Origin of the sequence: Streptomyces sp. NPDC059906 (assembly GCF_042730645.1) — a bacterium.
GTDB lineage: Bacteria > Actinomycetota > Actinomycetes > Streptomycetales > Streptomycetaceae > Streptomyces > Streptomyces rubrogriseus.
Genome location: NZ_JBHWKU010000004.1, coordinates 244,284 through 266,065, shown reverse-complemented (window position 1 = coordinate 266,065; position 21,782 = coordinate 244,284). Strand labels below are relative to the sequence as shown.

Below are 21,782 nucleotides of genomic sequence, written 5' to 3'. Positions count from 1 at the left end.
AAGGGTCGGGCGAGAAAAGGTCAGAGGCGGGGTCAGAGGTCGGCGATCCACCAGGCGGCGGTGGAGCCGGGCAGGACGCCGGGCGGGCAGGGACCGTCGCTGGTCAGCAGCGGGGCGCCGGGGACCGGTGCGGGCGTGGGGGCGGTGCCGAAGTTGACGGCGCAGACCAGTCCGTCGCCGCGGACGAAGGCGAGCACGCCGGGCGGGGTGTCCAGCCAGCGCAGGGTGCCCTCGCCCAGCTGGGGCAGTCCGGAGCGGAGTTGCAGGCCGTCGCGGTACAGGTGCCAGAAGGAGCGGGTGTCGGCGAGGGCGCGGTCGGTGGCGTACTCGGCGAAGTACTCGGGCTGCGGCAGCCAGGGCTTGGCGCTCCCGTCGCCCGCGGTGAAGCCGAACGGGGACGCCTGGCCCGACCAGGGCAGCGGCACCCGGCAGCCGTCGCGGACCCGGGCGCGGCTGCCGGTGCGGCGGAAGATCGGGTCGGTGAGCACGTCGTCGGGCAGGTCGACGACCTCGGGCAGGCCCAGTTCCTCGCCCTGGTAGATGTAGGCGGCTCCGGGCAGCGCGAGCATCAGGAGGGCGGCGGCACGGGCACGGGCCGTCCCCAGGCCGCTGCCGTCGGTGGCGGGTTCGCCGTAGCGGGTGACGGTGCGGACCTGGTCGTGGTTGTTGAGGACCCAGGTGACCGTGGAGCCGGTGCCGGCGATGTCCTGCATGGCCTCGGAGATGACCTTGCGGAAGGCGTCGGGGTCCCAGGGGGCGCCGAGGAGGTCGAAGAAGAAGGCCTGGTGGAGTTCGTCGGGGCGGACATAGCGGGCGTGTTCGCGGGCGCTGGGGACCGACACCTCGCCGACGAGGAGGCGTTCGCGGCCGTCGCGGGCGGTGTACTCCTCGCAGACCGCGCGCCAGTGCCGCCACACGTCGTGCACCTCGGGCTGGTTCCAGGCCAGCGGGTTGACCGAGTCGCGGGTGCGGGCGTCGGCCTCCGGGTCCGGGGAGTCGGGCAGCTCCGGGTGCTTGTAGAGGCCGGCGGCGACGTCGATGCGGAAGCCGTCGACGCCCCGGTCCAGCCAGAAGCGGAGTATCCGGTCGAACTCGGCGGCGACCTCGGGGGTGCGCCAGTTCCAGTCCGGCTGCTCGGGCGTGAACATGTGCAGGTACCACTGGCCGGGGCGGCCGCCGGGCTCCGTCACGCGGGTCCAGGCGGGGCCGCCGAACATGGCGTGCCAGTTGTTGGGCGGCTCGTCCCCGTCCGGTCCGCTGCCGTCGGCGAAGTGGAAGCGGGCGCGGGCCGGGCTGCCGGGCGGGGACGCCAGCGCCTCGCGGAACCACGGGTGCTCGCTGGAGCAGTGGTTGGGGACGATGTCCAGCAGGACCCGGATGCCCAGGCGCCGGGCTGCGGCGACCAGCGCGTCGAACTCGTCGAGGTCGCCGAAGAGCGGGTCGACGCCCCGGTAGTCGGCGACGTCGTAACCGTGGTCGTGCTGGGGCGACGGGTAGAAGGGGCTCAGCCAGATCCCGTCGACGCCGAGTTTGCGCAGGTAGGGCAGTCCGGCTCGGACACCGGCGAGATCGCCGACGCCGTCGCCGGTGCTGTCGAGGAAGCTGCGGACGTAGACCTGGTAGATCACCGCGTCACGCCACCAGTGGTGCCTGTTCACCCCGGAACCTGTCTGCAGAGGAGGGCCGCTGTTATGCATGCATGTTAGGTAGCGGTGCCGCGAGGGTGTCAATGAAAGGAACGGAGGCTACTGGACAGTTGGGTCTTTATATGCCGACTTTTCGGCATGCGACAGACGCAGATGAGACGTCGGCGTTACCTAACGCGTAACTAGGAGATCGCGGCCAGCTCGCGCGCCAGCCGCCGCACCGCGGCCTCGGGCGTCTGCCGCCCGGTCAGCGCGTCGTGCACGACGGCCTGCACGGCGAGGCTGACCTGGTCGTAGCGCGGGCTCTTGGGCCGCGGGGCGGCGGCGAGCACGCTCTCGCGCAGGGTCGGCAGGTAGGGGAACGCCTCGATCAGCGCGGGGTCCTCGTACAGGTCGGCCCGTACCGGCGGCAGCGCGCCGCGGGTGAGGACCTGGCGCTGGACGCGCTCGCCGGTGAGGTACGCGATGAGGCGCGCGGCCGAGTCGGGGTGCCGGGCGTGGGCGCCAACGGCCAGGTTGGAGCCGCCGAGGACGCTGGTGCCGGGGCCGCCCGGGCCGGGCAGCGGTACGGCGCCGACCTTCCCGGCGACCGCGGAGTCCGGGGCGGAGGCGCTGACGTAGGCGTAGGGCCAGTTGCGCAGGAAGAGCAGGCGGCCGTCCTGGAAGGCCTGCTTGGACTCCTCCTCCTTGTAGGTCAGCGCCGCCTTCGGTATCCAGCCCTCGCGCACCCCGCGCGCCAGGAAACCGATGCCCTCGCGGGCCGCCGCCGAGTCCACGGTGACGCGTTCGCCCTCGTCGCCGAGGATGCTGCCCCCGGCCGAGTAGACGGACTCGGCGGCGTTCACGGTCAGGCCCTCGTAGGGCAGGAACTGGCCCGCGTAGCCGTCCAGTCCGTGCTTCGGGGCGATGGTCTCGGCGTACCGCTCCAGCTCCGCCCAGGTGCGCGGCGGCGGGACGCCCTCGGCGGCGAGGACGTCCTTGCGGTACAGGAGCAGACCGGCGTTGGTGACGTACGGGACGGCGTAGAGCCTGCCGTCGTAGGTCGCCGTGTCGACGACGGGCGGCAGGAAGGAGCCGAGCGGGAAGCGGTCGCGGGGCAGCGGGCGTATCCAGTCGGCGGCGGCGAACTCGGAGGTCCAGTTGACGTCGATGTTGAGGACGTCGAAGCGGTGCCGGCCGCCGTCGCGCAGGTCGGTGGCCATCTGCGCGCGGGTCTCGTCGGCGGAGTCGGGCAGTTCGACGAGGGTGACGCGTTCGCCGGGGTGAGCGCGGTTCCAGCCTTCGAGGAGCGGGCCGAGGTAGCCGGTGAGGTCCCCGGCGGTGGCCAGGGTGAGCGGGCCCCGGCCGCTCCCGGTGCCCTCGTCGGCGCGGGCGCCGGAGGCGACGTAACCGGTCAGGAGCACGACCAGGACGAGCAGGCCCCTACCGGCGGCGTGGATCCACCGCATAGGTTCCTCCCTGTACGCCCTCGTACACCGGTCAGGGGCCATGTATACCTGTTAGGTATGCGCGATACTAGGGCCTGGAGCACATGACCAGAAGGGAGGGACCGCTGAGTGCGCCTGCACCTCCTGGCTCTCCTGGCCCGCGGTCCGGCCCACGGCTACGAGCTGAAGCAGGACCTTGAGCAACTGCTGGGCTCCGCGTACCCTCAGCCGAACGTCGGCCAGATCTACGTCACCCTCGGCCGTCTCGAGAAGACGGGACTGATCGAGGGCGAGGACATCGAGCAGTCGAGCCGGCCCAACAAGAAGGTCTACCACCTCACCGACGCCGGGCGCGACGAGCTGCGGGCCTGGTACGAGGAGACGGCGGACGAGCCGCGGGTGCGGGACGAGTTCTTCATGAAGCTCGCCCTGGCTCCGCAGACCGGGCTCGCCGACCAGATCGCCCTGATCAACAAGCAGCGGCGGCAGTACCTGAACACGATGCGGCAGCTGTCGAAGCTGGCCGCCGCCGAAGACCGGGACAACCGCGTCGCCCACCTCCTCATCGAGGGCGCGATGCTGCACCTGCAGGCCGACCTCGACTGGCTGGAGCGGTGCCAGGAAGAGCTGGAGGAGCTGGAGTGAGCGCTGGCGCGAGTGCCGACCCCGCTCCCGTGCTGCGCGCCGAGGGCCTGGTCAAGACGCACCACGGCGAGGGCGCCCCGGCGCACGCCGTGCGCGGGGTGGACCTGACGGTGCGGCGCGGCGAGTTCGTGGCGATCACGGGACCGTCCGGTGCCGGGAAGTCGACGCTGCTGCACCTGCTCGGCGGGCTCCAGCGGCCGGACGCGGGCAGCCTCTGGCTGGACGGCGCGTGCACCGACGCCTACCGCGAGGCCCGCTGGGCCGTGGAGCGCAGGAAGCGGATCGGGATCGTCTTCCAGTTCTTCAACCTGGTCTCGGACCTGTCCGTCGCCGACAACGTGGAGCTGCCCGCCCTGCTCGCCGGGCTGCCGCCGAAGCGGGCGCGCACCGAGCGGGAGGGGCTGCTGGCCGAGCTGGGGCTGACGGGCAAGGAGCGCAGCATGCCCGGTGAGCTGTCCGGCGGTGAGCAGCAGCGGGTGGCGCTGGCGCGGGCGCTGGTCAACCATCCGCCGCTGCTGCTGGCGGACGAGCCCGCGGGCAGCCTGGACAGCAAGGGCACCCGCGAGGTGATGCGGCTGCTGTCCCGCTTCCACCAGCGGGGCCAGACGATCCTGCTGGTCACCCATGACGCACGGCTCGCCAGCGCCGCCGACCGGGTGATCAGCTTCTTCGACGGGCGGATAGCCGACGACGCCGAGCTGGACCCCGCCGCGCCACCGCGCCGCCGTCCCGGGGCGTCCGCCGTCCTGGAACTCAAGGACTGACATGCGGGCATACGACCACCGCGCGCACCGCGCACCGGAGGGCTGAGCCCGTGCGAGCCACGCTGCGCTGGGCCCACTCCGATCTGCGCACGCACCGGGGCGAGGCGCTGTTCCTCGTCCTCGCCACCGCCGGGATCGTCGCGTCGCTGCTGCTGGCCACGGCCCTGTTCGGGTACGCGACCAACCCCTGGCAGCGGGTTTTCGCGCAGGCCCGCGGCGCCCACGTCTGGCTGCACACCGACCGCGCCGCCGACACCGGCGAGCTGGCCGCGCTGGACGGCGTCCAGTCCGTCGCCGGCCCCTACCCCACCGCCTCCACCACCGTCGCCGTGCGCGGCACCCGGGCCTCCGTCGAACTGCGCGGCACCGCCGAGCGGCCCGACGTGGGGCGCCCGCTGCTCACCGCCGGGCACTGGCTCGACGCCGGCGACCCCGACGGGGTGGTCCTGGAGACCCGCCTCGCCCGCGCGCTGCTGGCCCAGCCCGGTGACACCCTCACCCTGCCCGGCACCTCGCGCACCCTCACGGTGCTCGGCATCGCCGACAGCCCCGAACGCCGCTACCGGCCGGGCGAGCAGCCGGGCCTGGTGTGGGCGCCGCCGGCCGCGGTGCCCGACCCGGGCGGCCAGGTCATCGGGCTGCGGCTGACCGATCCCGGGGAGACGGACTACGCCGTGCAGCGGGCGGTGACCGTACTGGGCTCCGGGGCGATCGGGCAGGTCTCCACCTGGGAGCAGGCCCGCGCCGAAGCCCAGGGCGACAACCGGCTGCTCGGTCAGGTCCTCGGCCTGTTCGGGCTGGGCGCGCTGCTCGCCGCGGGGCTGGCGGTGCACGGGGCGATCGGCACCCGGATCCGAGGACATCTGCGGGACATCTCGGTGCTGAAGGCGATCGGCTTCACACCGGGCCAGGTCGTGCGGGTCTTCCTGCTCCAGCACCTCGCCTACGCGCTGCTCGGCGCGGTGGCCGCCGCCGCGACCGTCCAGGTTCTGGGCAGCCGTGTCCCGGGGCGGCTCGGGGACGCGGTCGGCGTCTGGCAGGGGCTGCCCGGGCACACCGTCGCGCTGTTCGTCGTACCGGCGTGCGCGGTGCTGTTCATCGGCGCGACCACCGGCCTCGCGGCCTGGCGGGCGGGCCGGGTGCCGCCGGTCCCGCTGCCGCGTCCGGCGGGGGCGCAGGGCGGCGGGCTGTCCGTGGCGGCTCGCCGGGCGCTGGGGCTGCGGATGTTCCGGGTGCCGGTGGGAGCCCGGCGGCGGGGACGTGGTGTCCGGGGTTCCGACGGAGCGGGTGCACCGGATGCCGGGGCGTCGCCCGGCGTGCGGGAACTGGAGGTACGCGTACCGCCCGCGCTCGTGCTCGGCTGGCACAAGGCGTTCGCCCGCCGCCCGCGCTCGTTCGCCACGGTGGCCCGGCTCACGCTGCCGCTGCTGCTGATCGTGGTGGCGATGAGCGCGTGGACCACCATCGACCGCTTCCACAGCCGGCCCGAGCAGATCGGCCTGCCGGCCGCGCTGACCGTCCGCGCGGACACCGACGCCGGGGAGCGCGGCACACGGGCCCTGCTGGAGCGCGACCCCCAGGTCGCCGCCGCCTACCCGGGTGTCGAGGTCGCCGCCCTGGTGCCGGGCCAGACGGCGACGATCGCCCTGCGCGGTCTCGGCACCCGCGGCGACCCCTACCCGTACGCCCTGGCCGAGGGCCGCCGCGCGCACGGACCGGACGAGGCGGTGGCCGGACAGGGACTCCTGGACCTGCTGGAGGTGAAGGTCGGCGACTGGGTACGGATGACCGTCGGCGACCGGCCGCAGATCCTCCACATCGTGGGCCGCAGCATCGAGCCGGAGAACGCCGGCCGGGTCATCTCCACCTCCCTGGACACCCTCCGGGAGAACGATCCGCGGCTCCGGCCGACCCTCTACCAGCTGCGTCTGGCGGCCGGAGCCGACCCGGACGAGGTCGCCGGGCGGCTCGCGGAGGCCGGGCACGGACGGCTCGACGTGCACGCCGTGGCGAACCCGGCCGACGGGCTGTCCCCGTTGCGCGCGGTGGTCCTCGGCCTGATCGCCGTCCTCGCCCTCGTCGGGCTGATCGAACTGCTCACGGCGATCGGCGGCACCGTCCGGGAGAGCGAACGGGACCTGCTCGCCCTCAAGGCGATCGGGCTCTCCCCGCGCCAGATCACCGGCATCACCGTCACGGCGGCGGGCTGCACCGCCCTGGCGGCCGTACTCCTCGCCGCCGCCCTCGGGCTGCCGCTCGCCCACTGGCTGATCGACGCCCAGGGCGCCTCCAGCGGCATCGGCGCGGGAATCGCCCAGGTCCCCTCTCCCGCTCTCCTGGTGCCGGTGGGAGCGGCTGCCGTGCTCGGTGCGGCGGCGCTGGCCGCGGTGCCGTCGGCGCGGGCGGCCCGGCGGCGCCTCGCCGACACACTGAGCGCGGTGGCCTGACCGGCACCGGCCGGGCCACCGCGCCCCGTGCCGCTCACTGCCGGTCGCGCAGCTCCCGGTAGGCGGCCACCAGCGCCACCGTGGAGGCGTCCAGCCCCGGCACCTCCGCGCCCTCGGTCAGCGTGGGCTCGATCCGCTTGGCGAGCACCTTGCCGAGTTCGACGCCCCACTGGTCGAAGGAGTCGATGTTCCAGATCGCGCCCTGGACGAAGACCTTGTGCTCGTACAGGGCGATGAGCTGTCCCAGTACGGAGGGGGTCAGCTCGGCGGCCAGGACGGTCGTGGTGGGGTGGTTGCCGCGGAAGGTCTTGTGCGGGACCAGCTCCTCGGGCACTCCCTCGGCGCGTACCTCGTCCGGGGTCTTGCCGAAGGCGAGGGCCTGGGTCTGGGCGAAGAAGTTGGCCATCAGCAGGTCGTGCTGGGCCTTGAGTTCGTCGCTCAGCTCGTCCACCGGCCGGGCGAAGCCGATGAAGTCCGCCGGGATCAGCTTGGTGCCCTGGTGGATCAACTGGTAGTAGGCGTGCTGCCCGTTGGTCCCGGGCGTGCCCCACACCACCGGCCCGGTCTGCCACTGCACCGGGTTCCCGTCCCGGTCGACGGACTTGCCGTTGGACTCCATGTCGAGCTGCTGGAGATACGCGGTGAACTTCGACAGGTAGTGCGAGTACGGCAGCACCGCGTGCGACTGCGCACCCAGGAAGCTGCCGTACCAGACGCCCAGTAGCCCCATCAGCAGCGGCACGTTGGACTCGGCGGGGGCGGTGCGGAAGTGTTCGTCGACGAGATGGAAGCCGTCGAGCATCTCCCGGAAGCGGTCCGGGCCGATGGCGATCATCAGGGAGAGCCCGATGGCCGAGTCGAAGGAGTACCGGCCGCCGACCCAGTCCCAGAACTCGAACATGTTGGCCGTGTCGATACCGAAGCCGGAGACCTTCTCGGCGTTGGTCGACAGGGCCACGAAGTGCTTCGCTACCGCGGCGTCGTCACCGAGCGAGGCCAGCAGCCAGGAGCGCGCCGAGGTGGCGTTCGCGATCGTCTCGATGGTGGTGAAGGTCTTGGAGGCGATGATGAACAGCGTCTCGGCCGGGTCCAGGTCCCGGACCGCCTCGTGCAGGTCGGCGCCGTCCACGTTGGACACGAAGCGGAGGGTGAGGGAGCGGTCGGTGAAGGCCCGCAGCGCCTCGTAGGCCATCGCCGGACCGAGGTCGGAGCCGCCGATGCCGATGTTGACGACGTTCTTGATGCGCCTGCCGGTGTGGCCGGTCCACTCGCCGGAGCGGACCCGGTCGGCGAAGCCGGCCATCTTGTCGAGCACGGCGTGCACCTTGGGGACGACGTTCTCGCCGTCGACCTCGATCACCGCGTCCCTGGGGGCGCGCAGCGCGGTGTGCAGCACCGCCCGGTCCTCGGTGATGTTGATGCGCTCACCGCGGAACATCGCGTCGCGCAGCCCGGACACGCCGGTCGCGGCGGCCAGCTCCTGGAGCAGGGCCAGCGTCTCGTCGGTGACCAGGTGCTTCGAGTAGTCGACGTGAAGGTCCCCCACGCGCAGCGTCCAGCCGGTGCCGCGCCCCGGGTCGGCGGCGAACAGCTCGCGCAGCCGCACCTCGCCGAGCTGCTCGCGGTGCTTGACCAGCGCGGCCCATTCGGGCGTCTGGTGGAGCCTGGTACGGCCGTCTGCGTTCATGTCGGACGTCAGCCTTCTTCCTTGGGTGTCCCAGCTGTCCCCTGTACAGCTGTTCCAACCTAAGTGATCAGGAGTGAAGGCGACCGACGGAGACGGAAACCGACGGTGTACGGAGCGGTGTACGGAGCTAGATCTCGCCGCGCAGTTTGGCGAGTGCCTCGGCGAGGATCGCCTCGCCGTCCGCGTCGCTGCGGCGTTCGCGCACGTACGCGAGGTGGGTCTTGTAGGGCTCGGTGCGCGGCGGGTCCGGAGGATTGTCCCGGTCCTGTCCGGCGGGGAAGCCGCAGCGCGGGCAGTCCCAGGTCTCCGGGACCTGGGCGTCGCTCGCGAAGCTCGGCTGAGTCTCGTGTCCGTTGGAGCACCAGAAGGAGATGCGCAGACGCGGCGCGGACTCGCCGCGCTCGGCCTCGCCCATCGGCCCCGCCCCGACCCGGCTTCCCCGGATCGCGTTGCCACTTGCCACGGTCGTAACTCCCTGCGTGATGGTGCCGCGAAGCGAGTCGGCGTTTCGCTTCGCTGCGAGCGCCTCAGTCTACGTAAGGCCCAACGCGCGTCCAGTATTTGGAGTTACAAGCTCCACTGCACAGACGCAAGCCCCATGATAGGCGGCGCGCCGAGGCGCGTACCGGACATGGGGCTTTACGTGCACAAGTGTGTGACGGGGCGACGGGACCCCTCAGTTGTTGGCCTTCATGAGCAGGCCGAGCACCATGATGCACGCGAACCAGCACAGACCGACCACGACGGTGATCCGGTCGAGGTTGCGCTCGGCGACCGAAGAGCCGCCGACGGAGGACTGCATGCCGCCACCGAACATGTCGGAGAGGCCGCCGCCCTTCCCCTTGTGCATCAGCACCAGCAGCATCAGCAGCCCGCTGAAGACGATCAGGGCGATCGAGAACCCCAAAACCACGGCTGGACCAACTTCCTCGGATTCGGATGAACGACGGTGAACGACGGGGGCACGGTGACAGCAGGCCACCATGCCCCCGCAAGGGTACGACGTATCGCCGCTAGCGCATACTCACTGGTCGATCTGCCTCTCGACCGGGCGCCGGCTACTGGTCGCGGAAGCGGACGATCTTGACGAACTCGTCCGAGTCCAGCGAGGCGCCGCCGACCAGGGCGCCGTCGATGTCGGGCTTCGCCATGATCTCGGCGACGTTGCCGGACTTGACGGAGCCGCCGTACTGGATGCGGACCTTGTCGGCCAGCTCCTGGGAGTACAGCTCGGCGAGCTTGCCGCGGATCGCCGCGCAGACCTCCTGGGCGTCGTCGGCGCCGCAGACCTTGCCGGTGCCGATGGCCCACACGGGCTCGTAGGCGATCACGACGGTCTCGGCCTGCTCGGCCGGGAGGTCCTTCAGGCCGCCCTCGACCTGGGCGAGGGTGTGCTCGACGTGGTTGCCCGCCTCGCGGACGTCCAGCTCCTCGCCGACGCACAGGATCGGGGTCAGACCGTGCTTGTAGGCGGCCTTGGCCTTGGCGTTCACGATCTCGTCGGTCTCGGCGTGGTACTGCCGGCGCTCGGAGTGGCCGACGGCCACGTACGCGCACTTCAGCTTGGCCAGCATCGGGCCCGAGATCTCGCCGGTGTAGGCACCGCCGTCGTGCGCGGAGATGTCCTGGGCGCCGTACTTGATCTTGAGCTTGTCCCCGTCGACCAGGGTCTGCACGGAGCGCAGGTCGGTGAAGGGGGCGAGGACGGCGACCTCGACGGCGTCGTAGTCCTTGTCCGCGAGGGCGAAGGCGAGCTTCTGGACGTGGGCGATGGCCTCCAGGTGGTTGAGGTTCATCTTCCAGTTGCCCGCCATCAGCGGCGTGCGGGTGGTCATCGGGGTCAGTCCTCCAGTGCGGCGAGGCCGGGGAGCGTCTTGCCCTCGAGGTATTCGAGGGAGGCGCCGCCGCCGGTCGAGATGTGGCCGAATGCGTTCTCGTCGAAGCCGAGCGTGCGCACGGCCGCGGCGGAGTCGCCGCCGCCGACCACGGTGAAGCCCGGGGCGTCGACGAGGGCCTGGGCGACCGCTTTGGTGCCCTCGGCGTAGTCGGGGTGCTCGAAGACGCCCATGGGACCGTTCCAGAAGACGGTGCCGGCGTCGGCGAGCTTGGACGCGTACAGATTGCCGGACTCGGGGCCGATGTCCAGGCCCATCCGGTCCGCCGGGACGGCGTCCGCGGCGACGGTGGTGGCGTTGGCCGGAGCCTTGGTCTTCAGGTCCGGGAACTCGGGCCCGGCGACGACGTCGACGGGCAGGACCAGCTCGACGCCGTTCTTCTCGGCGCGCTCCATGTACTCCCTGACCGCCGGGATCTGGTCCTCCTGGAGCAGGGAGATGCCGACCTCGTACCCCTTGGCCTTGAGGAAGGTGTACGCCATGCCGCCGCCGATGAGGATCCGGTCGGCCCTGCCGAGCAGTTCGTCGATGACGGCGAGCTTGTCGGAGACCTTGGCGCCGCCGAGGGCGACGACGTAGGGGCGCTTGACCTCGTCGGTGAGCTTCTTGAGGACGCCGACCTCGGTGGCGATGAGGTACCCGGCGTAGTGCGGGAGCCGCTTCGGCAGGTCGAAGACGGAGGCGTGCTTGCGGTGCACGGCGCCGAAGCCGTCGCCGACGTAGACGTCCGCGAGGCCGGCCAGCCGGTCGGCGAAGGCGGCGCGCTCGGCGTCGTCCTTGCTGGTCTCGCCCGCGTTGAAGCGCAGGTTCTCGATGACGGCGACACCGCCGTCGGCGAGGCCGGAGACGGCGGCCTCGGCGGAGGTGCCGACCGTGTCCTCGGCGAAGGCGACGTCGGCGCCGAGCAGTTCACCGAGGCGGGCGGCGGCCGGGGCGAGGGAGAAGGCGGGGTCCGGGGCGCCCTTGGGGCGGCCCAGGTGCGAGGCGACGATCACGCGGGCGCCCGCGTCGGCCAGCGCCTTGACGGTGGGCACTACCGCGCGGATGCGGCCGTCGTCGGTGATGGTGGTGCCGTCCAGCGGGACGTTCAGGTCGGCGCGGACGAAGACGCGCTTGCCCGCGACGCCTTCGGAGAGCAGTTCGTCGATCGTCTTCAAGAGGGCTCCTGGGTTCTCGGATCGCTCGTGATCCTACGAGGGCTGGTGGCGGCGGACGCGACGCAGGGCCCGGGCAGCGCGACCTTGCGCTGTCCGAGCCCTGCTACCGCATCGAGGTGCCTTGCTGAAGTCGATCAGAGCTGGTTGCCGACGAAGACCGTGAGGTCGACGAGGCGGTTCGAGTAGCCCCACTCGTTGTCGTACCAGCCGAGGATCTTCACCGACTTGCCCTCCTGGACCATGGTCAGGGAGGAGTCGAAGGTGCAGGAGGCCGGGTCGCCCGTGATGTCCGAGGAGACGATCGCGTCCTCGGTGTAGAACAGGATGCCCTTGAGGTCGCCGTCGTCGGCGGCCTTCTTGAACGCGGCGTTGACCTCGTCCTTGGTGACCTCGCGCTGGAGCTCCACGACCAGGTCGGTGGCCGAGCCGGTCGGGACCGGGACGCGCATCGCGATGCCGTCGAGCTTGCCCTTGAGCTGCGGCAGGACCAGCGCGGTGGCCTTGGCGGCGCCCGTGGTGGTCGGGATGATGTTCTCCGCGGCGGCACGGGCGCGGCGCAGGTCCTTGTGCGGGAAGTCCAGGATGCGCTGGTCGTTGGTGTACGCGTGGACCGTCGTCATCAGGCCCTTGACGATGCCGAAGTTCTCGTCGAGGACCTTGGCCATCGGCGCCACACAGTTGGTGGTGCAGGAGGCGTTGGAGATGACGTGGTGGCCGGCCGGGTCGTACTTGTCCTGGTTGACGCCCATCACGATGGTGATGTCCTCGTCCTTGGCCGGGGCCGAGATGAGGACCTTCTTCGCGCCGCCGGCGATGTGCTTCTCCGCGTCGGCCTTCTTCGTGAAGATGCCGGTCGACTCGATCACGATGTCGACGCCCAGCTCGCCCCACGGGATGTCGGCCGGGTTGCGCTCGGAGAGGACCTTGATGGTCTTGCCGCCGACGGTGATGGTGTCCTCGGTGTGCGTGACCTCCTGCTTGAGGCGGCCGAGGATGGTGTCGTACTTCAGCAGGTGGGCGGTGGTCGCGGTGTCACCCAGGTCGTTGACAGCCACGATCTCGATGTCCGCACCCTGCTCCAGCAGCGCGCGGAAGTAGTTACGACCGATGCGGCCAAAGCCGTTGATGCCTACGCGGATCGTCACGAACCGATCTCCTCGTTGGTACGCCGGCCCGATGTGCCGGCGAGCTGTATTTGGGATGTCCCCGACCACCTCCGACCCTACCTCTCCGGGGCCTCGGGGGTGACATCGAGACGCCCCATACCCGGCAGGGCGGTCCGTACCCGCCAGTAGGGGTGCGGACCGCCCTGGGCGACGGGGACCGATCACCCGTTTTGGTTACACCGGGTCAGTCCCTCGCACACCGGGATTCACTCGTCCAGGGCGCGCAGCGCCTGCCGGACCAGTGCCGCGCGGGCGGCCGGTTCGGCGAGGTGCTCCAGGCCGAAGCCGAGCAGCACGGTGTCGTCCGTGGTGATGGCGCCGTAGGTCTGGAACAGGGTCCCGGTGCGGGTCCAGTCCTTCAGGACGGCGGGGCTGCCCGCGGGCGGGCCGGACACCTGCCAGGCTCCCAGCGAGGTCTCGAAGCCCTCGGTCTGCGTCGCCGCGCCGTCGACGACCAGGGAGGCCTCGTCGGCGAGGACGCCGCGGCCGCCGCTGCCGGGGTCGGTGACGTAGGCGATCGACAGCTCCACGGACTTCCCGGCGTAGGCGCTCAGGTCGAACTCGACCTGCTTCCAGCCGCCGGAGGAGCCGGTGAGGCTGTTCCACTGCCCGGTGGTGCCGGCCGGGGTGCAGCCCTCGTCGGACAGGGTCAGGTAGTGCTCCAGCCAGGGGTGCCCGGCCAGGTAGAACCCGGCCGCGCACTCGGCGGGTACGGCCGTGCCGGTGGCGCCGTTCGCCTCGGGCAGCGTGGTCCAGTCGTCGGCGCCGGTGGTGTGCGCCTCGACCAGGGCGTGGTCGTAGCCGCGCTCGGTGTCCCACAGCAGCTGGGTGCGGAGTGTGGGGCGCTCGGAGGCGGTGACTCCGGTGAGGTCGACGGTGCGGGTGAGGCGCTTGTAGGCGTTGTCGGTGTGGACGGCGGCGGCCATCCACTCCCCCGCGTAGGGACCGTACGGGTTGACCGTCCCGGCGAACTTCCCGGCGCCCGCGCTCGCGAACTGCGGGTAGGTGCCGGGGTCCAGCTCGTCGGAGGTCACGCTGTACGCGCCGGCGGCGTCCAGCGGGTTGCCGGGGGCGTCGCCGAGGGCGCCGTCGGTCTTGTCGAGCTTGCCGGAGCCGGTGAACCCGGTGGCGCCGGAGGTGGCGGTGCGGGTGTAGGCGCCCAGGTAGTACTGGCTGAAGTCGTCGGAGAGGGTGCCGCCGCCGAGGTCGACGTCGCCGCCGGCCTGTTCTCCGGCCTCGATCAGCTTGCCGCCCTCGTTGAGGAAGGCGCGCAGCTGGAGCTGGGTGGCGTTGCCGGGCACCGCGGCGCCCGTGTAGTGGACGACCGTGTCGAAGTGGCCGAGGACGCCGAGCGCGTCGGGGGCGCCCTGCGTGGCGACGTCCCAGACGGCGGCGCGTCGGCCGTCGGCCTTGAGCGCGTCCACGTACGTCCGGGTCTGCGTGGCCTTCGCGCCCTCCTCGGCGACGACGAGGACGTCGGCGCGGGGCCGCTCGGCGACCGTGTAGGTGAAGTGCTCGCTCTCGGTGCGCTTGCCGTGCCTGCCGCTTTCTCCGTTTTCTCCGTGCCGGTCGTGGCCGTCGTGGGTGCCGCGCGGCGTCCGGCCGGTGAACCAGACCTCGACGCGGTCGCCGGGGTCGGCGCCCCTGACCTTGGCCCGGTACTCGTCGAAGTAGAGGTTGTCCTCGCCGCCGTACGTCTCGCCGCCCCGCCAGGGCCGCAGCGTCGCGTCGTGCGTGCGTCCGCCGTTGACGCGGTACTTCAGCTCCTTGTCGCGCACGGACTTGCGGACGACGACGGAGACCTCCTGGTCGGCGCCTCGCGCGTAGGAGGTGGTGAAGGGGGCGGGGGTGAAGTCGGCGGCGTCCAGGCCGACCGAGGAGGACGGACGGTCGGGGTGGGCGGCGCTCTCGGCGACGGAGAGCGCGAACGGGACGTTCTTGGCGAACTCCTGCTGGATCAGCTTCTCGTCGTCGGGGAAGTTGAAGCCGGACTGGCAGTCGCGCGCGTTCCACTGGTCGTCGGGGTCCACGTCGGAGGCCGTCTTGCAGGTCGACATCTCCGGGGTGAACATCGCCATGCCGTTGACGTTGGCCGCGTGCCCGTCGGCCTCGCCGTTGGTGGTGTACAGCTCCGAGGAGACCTGCGGGTGGTAGCCGGGGATCGCGGAGTTGTCGGGGGTGCCGGCCAGCGCCTTGTAGAGGACGTCGTCCGGGGTGTTGGTGGCCACCTGCCAGCCGACGCCGTAGAGGAGGAGTTCGGCGGCGGAGTGGTAGTTGATGCCGTAGGTGAAGCCGATGCGCTTCTGGAAGGCGTCCAGCGCCTTGGTCTCGGGCTCGGAGCCGGGGCTCGCGCCGCGGTAGGTCTCGCTGGTGGGGTTGGGGGACGAGCCCTCGTCGTCGTAGCCCCACTTGTAGGCGAAGTTGCGGTTGAGGTCGACGCCGTCGCCGGTGCTGATGGTGCCGTCGCCGTTGACGTCGCGCAGGTTCTTGCGCCAGAGGCGGTTGTCGGTGCTCTCGAAGGTGTAGTCGTAGCCGTCGGGGTTGGCCGACAGGACGAACCACAGCTCGGTGGAGTCGACGATCTTCCTGATCCGCCGGTCCTTCTTGTAGTTGTCCAGGTAGTGGTGCATCAGCCGCCGGGTCATCTCCGGGGTGATCCACTCGCGCGCGTGCTGGTTGGACATGTAGAGGACGGACGGCTTGGAGCCGTCCCTCGACTTCTTCGCGTGCCTGGTGAGCTTGAGCGCCAGGATGTCCTGGCCGTTGACCGTCTTGCCGATGGAGACGACCTTGGTGAGACCGGGGTTCTCCTGGGCGGTGCGCAGGATCTCCTCGCGCAGGCCGCCGCTGCCGCTGTACGGGCGGAAGACACCGTCGGCGGCGCTCTCGACCCGCTTCTCGGCCTGGGCGGACAGGGTGTGCTCGGTGAGGTCGACGCCCTGCTTCTGCAGCGTGCCGGCCTGCTTCTCGGTGAGGTACAGCTCGACGGCGGCGGTTCCCCGGTCGGGTACCTGCTCGCCGAGTTCGTGGCCGTCCTGGCCGGTCGCCAGCAGCAGGGGTACCTGCTCCTTGGTGACGTCGGCGCGGAAGACCTTCACTTCGTTCGCGTCCGGGGTCCCCGGGTCCGCGGGTTGTGCCTGGGCGATGGGCGCGAAGCTCGCTCCGCCGATCAGGAGCGCGCCGACAGCGAGGATCGATCTCGCTCTTCGTCTCATGAACCCCCCTAGATGGGGCCTGTCCGACAGGCCTGGGTTCGCCACAGCGGCGAACAGATGCCAGGCTCATGACAGCTCATGATCGAGTCAAGAGTGCGGCAAGGACACGCGAAAGCCGGTACCGGTCACCCAAGTGGGCGCCGGCACCGGCTCGTTGTCCGCGCTCCGTGCGGCCCTGGGGCACCAGGCACAGGTGCGCGTCCGGTCAGCCGACGAGGTTGTCGGCCAGCTCCTCCTCGCCGAGGTTGGCGTCCGTACCGGCGATGCCGAGGTCCGAGGCCCGCTTGTCGGCCATGGCCAGCAGGCGGCGGATGCGTCCGGCGACGGCGTCCTTGGTCAGCGGCGGGTCGGCGAGGGCGCCCAGCTCCTCCAGGGAGGCCTGCTTGTGCTCCATGCGCAGCCGGCCCGCCGCGGCGAGGTGCTCGGGCACGTCGTCGGCGAGGATCTCCAGGGCGCGCTGCACCCGGGCACCGGCGGCGACGGCCGCGCGGGCGGAGCGGCGCAGGTTGGCGTCGTCGAAGTTGGCGAGCCGGTTGGCGGTGGCGCGGACCTCGCGCCGCAGCCTGCGCTCCTCCCAGGCCAGCACCGAGTCGTGGGCGCCGAGCCGGGTGAGCAGGGCGCCGATCCCGTCGCCGTCGCGGACCACGACCCGGTCCACGCCGCGCACCTCGCGGGCCTTGGCCGGGATCGACAGCCGGCGGGCGGCGCCGACCAGGGCGAGCGCCGCCTCGGGTCCCGGGCAGGTCACCTCCAGGGAGGAGGAGCGGCCGGGCTCGGTGAGCGAGCCGTGCGCCAGGAAGGCCCCGCGCCAGGCCGCCTCGGCGTCGCAGGTGGCCCCCGAGACCACCTGCGGCGGCAGGCCCCGGATCGGGCGGCCCCGGCCGTCCACCAGACCGGTCTGCCGGGCCAGCTGGTCACCGCCCGCGACCACCCGGACCACGAAACGCGAACCGCGGCGCAGCCCGCCCGGCGCCATCACGATCAGCTCCGAGCTGTGCCCGAAGATCTCCAGGATGTCCCGCTTGAGCCGACGGGCCGCGTTCCCGGTGTCCAGCTCCGCCTCGATCACGATGCGTCCGCTCACCAGGTGGAGGCCGCCGGCGAACCGCAGGACGGCGGAGACCTCCGCCTTTCTGCAGCAGGTCCGGGTGACGGGGAGCTGGGAGATCTCGCTCTTCACCGCTGCCGTCATCGCCATGGGCCGATCCTTCCATGCATCCGAAAAATACGGTCGTACGCGGCGGCCAGCAGCTCCGGGTCGTGCCTCGGGGTCCCGTCGGTCCGGGCGACCGGAGCCAGCTCGACCGCGGCACCGAACCGTTTCGCGGCGTCGGTGAGCGAGTCACGGTCGGGCACGGCGGCCTCGTCGGCCAGCACCACGTCCAGGGCGAGTTTAGGGGCGTGTCGTCCCAAAACCTCCAAATGACGCTGCGGGGAGAAGCCCTCAGTTTCTCCGGGCTGGGGGGCGAGGTTCAGCGAGAGCACCCGGCGCGCCTTCGTCTCGACCAGCGCGTCCAGCAGATCCGGCACGAGCAGGTGCGGGATGACCGAGGAGAACCAGGAGCCGGGGCCCAGCACCACCCAGTCGGCGTCCAGGACGGCGTCGACCGCCTCGGGGACGGCGGGCGGGTCGCTGGGCACCAGGTGCACGGACTGCACCTCACCGGGCGTGAGCGCCACGGTCGCCTGCCCCCGTACGGTGTCCACCTCGTCCGGCCGCTCCGGGGCGTGGCCCCTGACCAGGGCCTGGAGCTCCAGCGGGACGGCGGACATGGGCAGCACCCGGCCGTGTGCGCCGAGCAGCTTGCCCACCAGGTCCAGCGCCTGGACGTGGTCGCCGAGCTGCTCCCACAGGGCGACGATCAGCAGGTTGCCGACCGCGTGTTCGTGCAGGTCGCCCTGGGACTGGAAGCGGTGCTGGATGACGCGGGCCCAGGTCTGGCCCCAGTCGTCGTCGCCGCACAGCGCGGCCAGCGCCTTGCGCAGGTCGCCGGGCGGCAGGACGCCCAGCTCGTCGCGCAGCCGCCCGCTGGAGCCGCCGTCGTCGGCGACGGTGACGACCGCGGTGAGGTCGCCGGTGATCCGGCGCAGCGCGGCGAGCGAGGCGGACAGGCCCATGCCGCCGCCGAGGGCGACGACCTTGGGCTGGGCGCCCCGGCGGCGCGGCTTGCCGCCGCGCGCCTGTTCGGGCCGGGGGGCGCGGGCATCGGCGGGTCTGCCACCGCGTCCCTCGGGCACCACCCGGCGCAGCCTGCTCAGCCGCGGAGTACGTCCTGTCATTCCCCTGTCATTCCCGTCCCATGTCCCGGTGGACGACCACCGTCTCCACGCCCTCGGCGGCGAGCCGGGCGGCGAGCTTCTCCGACATGGCCACGGACCGGTGCTTGCCGCCGGTGCAGCCGACGGCGACGGTCACATAGCGCTTGCCCTCCCGACGGTAGCCCGCGGCGATCAGCTGGAGCAGCTCGGCATAGCGGTCGAGGAACTCCTTGGCCCCGGGCTGGTTGAGGACGTAGCTCGACACCTCCTCGCTCTGGCCGGTGAAGGGGCGCAGCTCCGGGACCCAGTGCGGGTTGGGCAGGAAGCGCATGTCGACGACGAGGTCGGCGTCGACCGGGAGGCCGTACTTGAAGCCGAAGGACATCACCGTGGCCCGCAGCTCGGGCTCCTGGTCACCGGCGAACTGGGCGTCCATCTTGGCGCGCAGCTCGTGCACGTTGAGGCTGGAGGTGTCGATCACCAGGTCGGCGTCGCCGCGCAGCTCCCGCAGCAGCTCGCGCTCGGCGGCGATGCCGTCGACGATGCGGCCGTCGCCCTGGAGGGGGTGCGGGCGGCGCACCGACTCGAAGCGGCGCACCAGGGCGTCGTCGGAGGACTCCAGGAAGACGATCCGACGAGTGACGCCGCGGGCGTCGAGGTCCGCGAGGGACTCGCGCAGATTGTCGAAGAAGCGCCGGCCGCGGACGTCGACGACCACCGCGATGCGGGCCACGTTGCCCTGGGAGCGGGCACCCAGCTCCACCATGGTGGGGATCAGCGCGGGCGGGAGGTTGTCGACGACGAACCAGCCCAGGTCCTCCAGACACTTGGCGGCCGTCGAGCGGCCGGCCCCGGACATGCCGGAGATGATCACCAGCTCGGGGATGGCCGCCTCGTGCGCCCCGGCCGTTTCCTTGCCCGTACTCACCTGTGCTCCGTCGTCGCGGGTCTGTTCCCGTTCGGCTGCGCCCTGGGCCTTTTCTCGTCCCGTCGCGGGCTGCGCCTGTTCTCGCCCGGCTGCGGGCCGCGCCTGTTCTCGCTCCGCTGCGGGCTGTGCCTCGTGCTCGGTCATCTCTCCTGCCCCCGTCGTTCGTCCGGGGTGCCCGCGGACACGGGCTCCCCCGGGGCATCCGCCGTCGTCTCGGGTGCCCCGTCGTCGTCATCCATGATCTCTCCGGTCGCCGTGTTCACGGCGGGCGCGGCCGGGGTGGCCCGGGCGAGGGCCACGGCGACCGTCTCGGCCGTCTTGCGGCCTATGCCGGGCACCTCGCAGATCTGGTCGATCGTCGCCGACCGCAGCTTCTTCACCGACCCGAAGTGCTTGATCAGCGCCTGCTTGCGGGTCTCCCCCAGGCCGGGCACGTCGTCCAGCGGGCCGGCCCGGAAGCGTTTGGCGCGTTTGGCGCGCTGGTAGGTGATCGCGAAGCGGTGGGCCTCGTCGCGGACCCGCTGCAGCAGGTAGAGGCCCTCGCTGGTGCGGGGCAGGACGACCGGGTCGTCCTCGCGGGGCAGCCAGACCTCCTCCAGGCGCTTGGCGAGACCGCACACGGCGATGTCGTCGATGCCCAGCTCGTCCAGTGCCCGCTGGGCGGCCGCGACCTGCGGCTGCCCTCCGTCGACGACGACGAGCTGCGGCGGGTAGGCGAAGCGCTTGGGCCGGCCGTCGTCGTCCTTGAGCGCGGGGCCGTCCGTGAGCGCCTGCCCGTCCGTGAGCCCCCGCCCGCCCGTGGGCGCCGCGCCGCCGTCCGTGGGTGCCGCGCCGCCGTCCGGGGCGGCGTCGCCGTTCGGGTGCCCGGCGTCGTCGGCCAGGCCCTCGCCGTCCGCCCACTCGCCGGTCTTCTCCTTCTCGGCGAGATAGCGGCGGAAGCGGCGGGTGATGACCTCGTGCATGGAACGGACGTCGTCCTGTCCCTCGAAGCCCTTGATCTGGAACCGCCGGTATTCGCTCTTCCGGGCCAGCCCGTCCTCGAAGACGACCATGGAGGCCACGACGTCGTCGCCCTGGAGGTGCGAGATGTCGTAGCACTCGATCCTGAGCGGTGCGCTGTCCAGGTCGAGGGACTCGGCGATCTCCTCCAGCGCGCGCGAGCGCGTCGTCAGGTCGGAGGCGCGCTTGGTCTTGTGCAGGACGAGGGCCTGCTGGGCATTGCGCTGGACGGTCTCCATCAGCGCCTTCTTGTCGCCGCGCTGCGGGATGCGCAGCGAGACCCCCGAACCGCGGCGCTCGGCCAGCCACTGCTGGACGGGCTCGACCGGGTCGGGCAGGGCGGGGACCAGGACCTCCTTGGGGACGGCGTCTCCCCTCTCCTCGCCGTACAGCTGCTGGAGGGCGTGCTCGACGAGGGCGCCGGTGGTGATCTCCTCCACCTTGTCGGTGACCCAGCCGCGCTGACCGCGCACGCGTCCGCCGCGTACGTGGAAGATCTGGACGGCCGCCTCCAGCTCGTCCTCGGCGACGGCGATCAGGTCGGCGTCGGTGGCGTCGGCGAGCACCACCGCGCTCTTCTCCATGGCCTTCTTGAGCGCCCCGATGTCGTCCCGCAGGCGCGCCGCCCGCTCGTACTCCATGTCCTCGGCCGCCTCGGCCATCTGCCGCTCCAGGCGGCGCAGGTAGGTACCGGTGCGGCCGGCCATGAAGTCGCAGAACTCGTCGGCCAGGTCCCAGTGGTCGTCGGGGGTGATGCGGCCGACGCAGGGCGCCGAGCACTTGCCGATGTAGCCGAGCAGACAGGGGCGGCCGGTGCGGGCGGCGTTCTTGAAGACGCCCGCGGAGCAGGTGCGCACCGGGAAGACGCGCAGCAGGAGGTCGACCGTGTCGCGGATCGCCCAGGCGTGCCCGTACGGCCCGAAGTAGCGCACGCCCTTCTTCTTCTGGCCGCGCATCACCTGGACGCGCGGGAACTCCTCGTTCATCGTCACCGCGAGGTACGGGTAGCTCTTGTCGTCGCGGTACTTGACGTTGAACCGGGGGTCGTACTCCTTGATCCAGGAGTACTCCAGCTGCAGCGCCTCGACCTCGGTGGACACCACCGTCCATTCCACGGACGCGGCGGTCGTGACCATGGTGCGGGTGCGCGGGTGCAGGTGCGCCAGGTCCTGGAAGTAGTTCGCCAGGCGCTGGCGCAGGCTCTTCGCCTTTCCGACGTAGATCACCCGGCGGTGCTCGTCACGGAACCTGTACACCCCCGGGGAGTCCGGGATCTCTCCCGGCCTGGGGCGGTAGCTGGAGGGGTCGGCCATGACTCACACCCTACTGGCGCGGACCGACACATCGGCGGGCCTGTGGACGACGGTCCGGGCCCCTGTGGACAGCCGGCGGGAGAGGCCGGGGAAGACGGTACGGGGCCGGTCGGTCACGGCGGGTGGCCCCCGGGACCGCGGGCCCGTGCGTTCTCGGCCAGGAGCGGATGGCGGCCGGGCGCCAGGTGTTGTCGGGACTAGGCCAACACGCTTCAATGCGGGGGGACTCGGGGC

The 21,782-nt window shown here is 71.8% G+C and carries 16 protein-coding genes; 3 read left to right on the top strand and 13 right to left on the bottom strand.

The genetic code is table 11. The annotated features are described in order from the left end of the window. Positions 1 to 32: 32 nt before the first annotated feature. Positions 33 to 1,697, bottom strand: coding sequence for a glycoside hydrolase family 13 protein (locus ACFV9J_RS08890; RefSeq protein WP_385351900.1), 1,665 nt, complete (start codon positions 1,695 to 1,697; stop codon positions 33 to 35). A gap of 131 nt (positions 1,698 to 1,828) precedes the next feature. Continuing rightward, the gene (locus tag ACFV9J_RS08885; RefSeq protein WP_385351897.1) at positions 1,829 to 3,094 is read right to left on the bottom strand and encodes an ABC transporter substrate-binding protein; all 1,266 of its coding nucleotides are present in this window, start codon (positions 3,092 to 3,094) and stop codon (positions 1,829 to 1,831) included. Between the two features lie 108 nt (positions 3,095 to 3,202). On the opposite strand from ACFV9J_RS08885, the gene ACFV9J_RS08880 reads away from it, so the two are divergent. Genes ACFV9J_RS08880 through ACFV9J_RS08870 form a run of 3 tightly spaced genes read left to right on the top strand, consistent with a single transcriptional unit; the run spans position 3,203 to position 6,929 of the window. Then, positions 3,203 to 3,718: a PadR family transcriptional regulator gene (locus ACFV9J_RS08880; RefSeq protein WP_189749952.1), complete on the top strand. Its 516-nt coding sequence runs from the start codon at positions 3,203 to 3,205 to the stop codon at positions 3,716 to 3,718. Beyond that, on the top strand, positions 3,715 to 4,482 hold the full coding sequence (locus tag ACFV9J_RS08875; RefSeq protein WP_385351893.1) for an ABC transporter ATP-binding protein: 768 nt from the start codon (positions 3,715 to 3,717) through the stop codon (positions 4,480 to 4,482). The genes ACFV9J_RS08880 and ACFV9J_RS08875 overlap by 4 nt, the downstream gene beginning before the upstream one ends. Before the next feature lie 50 nt (positions 4,483 to 4,532). Beyond that, positions 4,533 to 6,929: an FtsX-like permease family protein gene (locus ACFV9J_RS08870; protein ID WP_385351890.1), complete on the top strand. Its 2,397-nt coding sequence runs from the start codon at positions 4,533 to 4,535 to the stop codon at positions 6,927 to 6,929. A 34-nt stretch (positions 6,930 to 6,963) separates the two neighbouring features. On the opposite strand, the gene pgi is transcribed toward ACFV9J_RS08870, so the two are convergent. The 11 genes from pgi to uvrC all read right to left on the bottom strand — a co-directional run bounded on the left by pgi (position 6,964) and on the right by uvrC (position 21,548). Next, entirely contained in the window at positions 6,964 to 8,616 is a 1,653-nt protein-coding gene (pgi, locus tag ACFV9J_RS08865) for a glucose-6-phosphate isomerase (RefSeq protein WP_385351887.1), read from the bottom strand. Between the two features lie 127 nt (positions 8,617 to 8,743). Then, on the bottom strand, positions 8,744 to 9,079 hold the full coding sequence (locus tag ACFV9J_RS08860) for an RNA polymerase-binding protein RbpA (RefSeq protein WP_003976875.1): 336 nt from the start codon (positions 9,077 to 9,079) through the stop codon (positions 8,744 to 8,746). Between the two features lie 213 nt (positions 9,080 to 9,292). After that, positions 9,293 to 9,529: a preprotein translocase subunit SecG gene (gene secG / locus ACFV9J_RS08855; RefSeq protein ID WP_356861707.1), complete on the bottom strand. Its 237-nt coding sequence runs from the start codon at positions 9,527 to 9,529 to the stop codon at positions 9,293 to 9,295. 145 nt (positions 9,530 to 9,674) lie between these two features. Continuing rightward, entirely contained in the window at positions 9,675 to 10,451 is a 777-nt protein-coding gene (tpiA, locus tag ACFV9J_RS08850) for a triose-phosphate isomerase (protein ID WP_385351883.1), read from the bottom strand. Between the two features lie 5 nt (positions 10,452 to 10,456). Next, on the bottom strand, positions 10,457 to 11,668 hold the full coding sequence (locus ACFV9J_RS08845) for a phosphoglycerate kinase (protein WP_385351880.1): 1,212 nt from the start codon (positions 11,666 to 11,668) through the stop codon (positions 10,457 to 10,459). Between the two features lie 134 nt (positions 11,669 to 11,802). Beyond that, on the bottom strand, positions 11,803 to 12,813 hold the full coding sequence (gap, locus tag ACFV9J_RS08840) for a type I glyceraldehyde-3-phosphate dehydrogenase (RefSeq protein ID WP_385351877.1): 1,011 nt from the start codon (positions 12,811 to 12,813) through the stop codon (positions 11,803 to 11,805). Between the two features lie 227 nt (positions 12,814 to 13,040). Then, entirely contained in the window at positions 13,041 to 16,049 is a 3,009-nt protein-coding gene (locus ACFV9J_RS08835; protein WP_385351874.1) for a M14 family zinc carboxypeptidase, read from the bottom strand. Positions 16,050 to 16,254: 205 nt separating this feature from the next. Then, positions 16,255 to 17,247: a DNA-binding protein WhiA gene (whiA, locus tag ACFV9J_RS08830; RefSeq protein ID WP_385351871.1), complete on the bottom strand. Its 993-nt coding sequence runs from the start codon at positions 17,245 to 17,247 to the stop codon at positions 16,255 to 16,257. Further along, entirely contained in the window at positions 17,238 to 18,329 is a 1,092-nt protein-coding gene (yvcK, locus tag ACFV9J_RS08825; RefSeq protein WP_385351867.1) for a uridine diphosphate-N-acetylglucosamine-binding protein YvcK, read from the bottom strand. Before yvcK ends, whiA begins: the two co-directional genes overlap by 10 nt. Before the next feature lie 7 nt (positions 18,330 to 18,336). Then, complete coding sequence (gene rapZ, locus ACFV9J_RS08820; protein WP_385351864.1) at positions 18,337 to 19,380, bottom strand: RNase adapter RapZ; 1,044 nt, start codon at positions 19,378 to 19,380, stop codon at positions 18,337 to 18,339. Then, a complete protein-coding gene (gene uvrC / locus ACFV9J_RS08815) occupies positions 19,377 to 21,548 on the bottom strand; it encodes an excinuclease ABC subunit UvrC (protein ID WP_385351861.1) in 2,172 nt (723 codons plus the stop codon). The genes rapZ and uvrC overlap by 4 nt, the downstream gene beginning before the upstream one ends. Between the last annotated feature and the right edge of the window lie 234 nt (positions 21,549 to 21,782).

What these genes read in the sequence shown, in the direction of transcription:
- ACFV9J_RS08890 (WP_385351900.1), bottom strand. Translation starts at nt 1,697, where the DNA reads ATGCATAACAGCGGCCCTCCTCTGCAGACAGGTTCCGGGGTGAACAGG.
- ACFV9J_RS08885 (WP_385351897.1), bottom strand. Translation starts at nt 3,094, where the DNA reads ATGCGGTGGATCCACGCCGCCGGTAGGGGCCTGCTCGTCCTGGTCGTG.
- pgi (WP_385351887.1), bottom strand. Translation starts at nt 8,616, where the DNA reads ATGAACGCAGACGGCCGTACCAGGCTCCACCAGACGCCCGAATGGGCC.
- tpiA (WP_385351883.1), bottom strand. Translation starts at nt 10,451, where the DNA reads ATGACCACCCGCACGCCGCTGATGGCGGGCAACTGGAAGATGAACCTC.
- ACFV9J_RS08835 (WP_385351874.1), bottom strand. Translation starts at nt 16,049, where the DNA reads ATGAGACGAAGAGCGAGATCGATCCTCGCTGTCGGCGCGCTCCTGATC.
- whiA (WP_385351871.1), bottom strand. Translation starts at nt 17,247, where the DNA reads ATGGCGATGACGGCAGCGGTGAAGAGCGAGATCTCCCAGCTCCCCGTC.
- yvcK (WP_385351867.1), bottom strand. Translation starts at nt 18,329, where the DNA reads ATGACAGGACGTACTCCGCGGCTGAGCAGGCTGCGCCGGGTGGTGCCC.
- rapZ (WP_385351864.1), bottom strand. Translation starts at nt 19,380, where the DNA reads ATGACCGAGCACGAGGCACAGCCCGCAGCGGAGCGAGAACAGGCGCGG.
- uvrC (WP_385351861.1), bottom strand. Translation starts at nt 21,548, where the DNA reads ATGGCCGACCCCTCCAGCTACCGCCCCAGGCCGGGAGAGATCCCGGAC.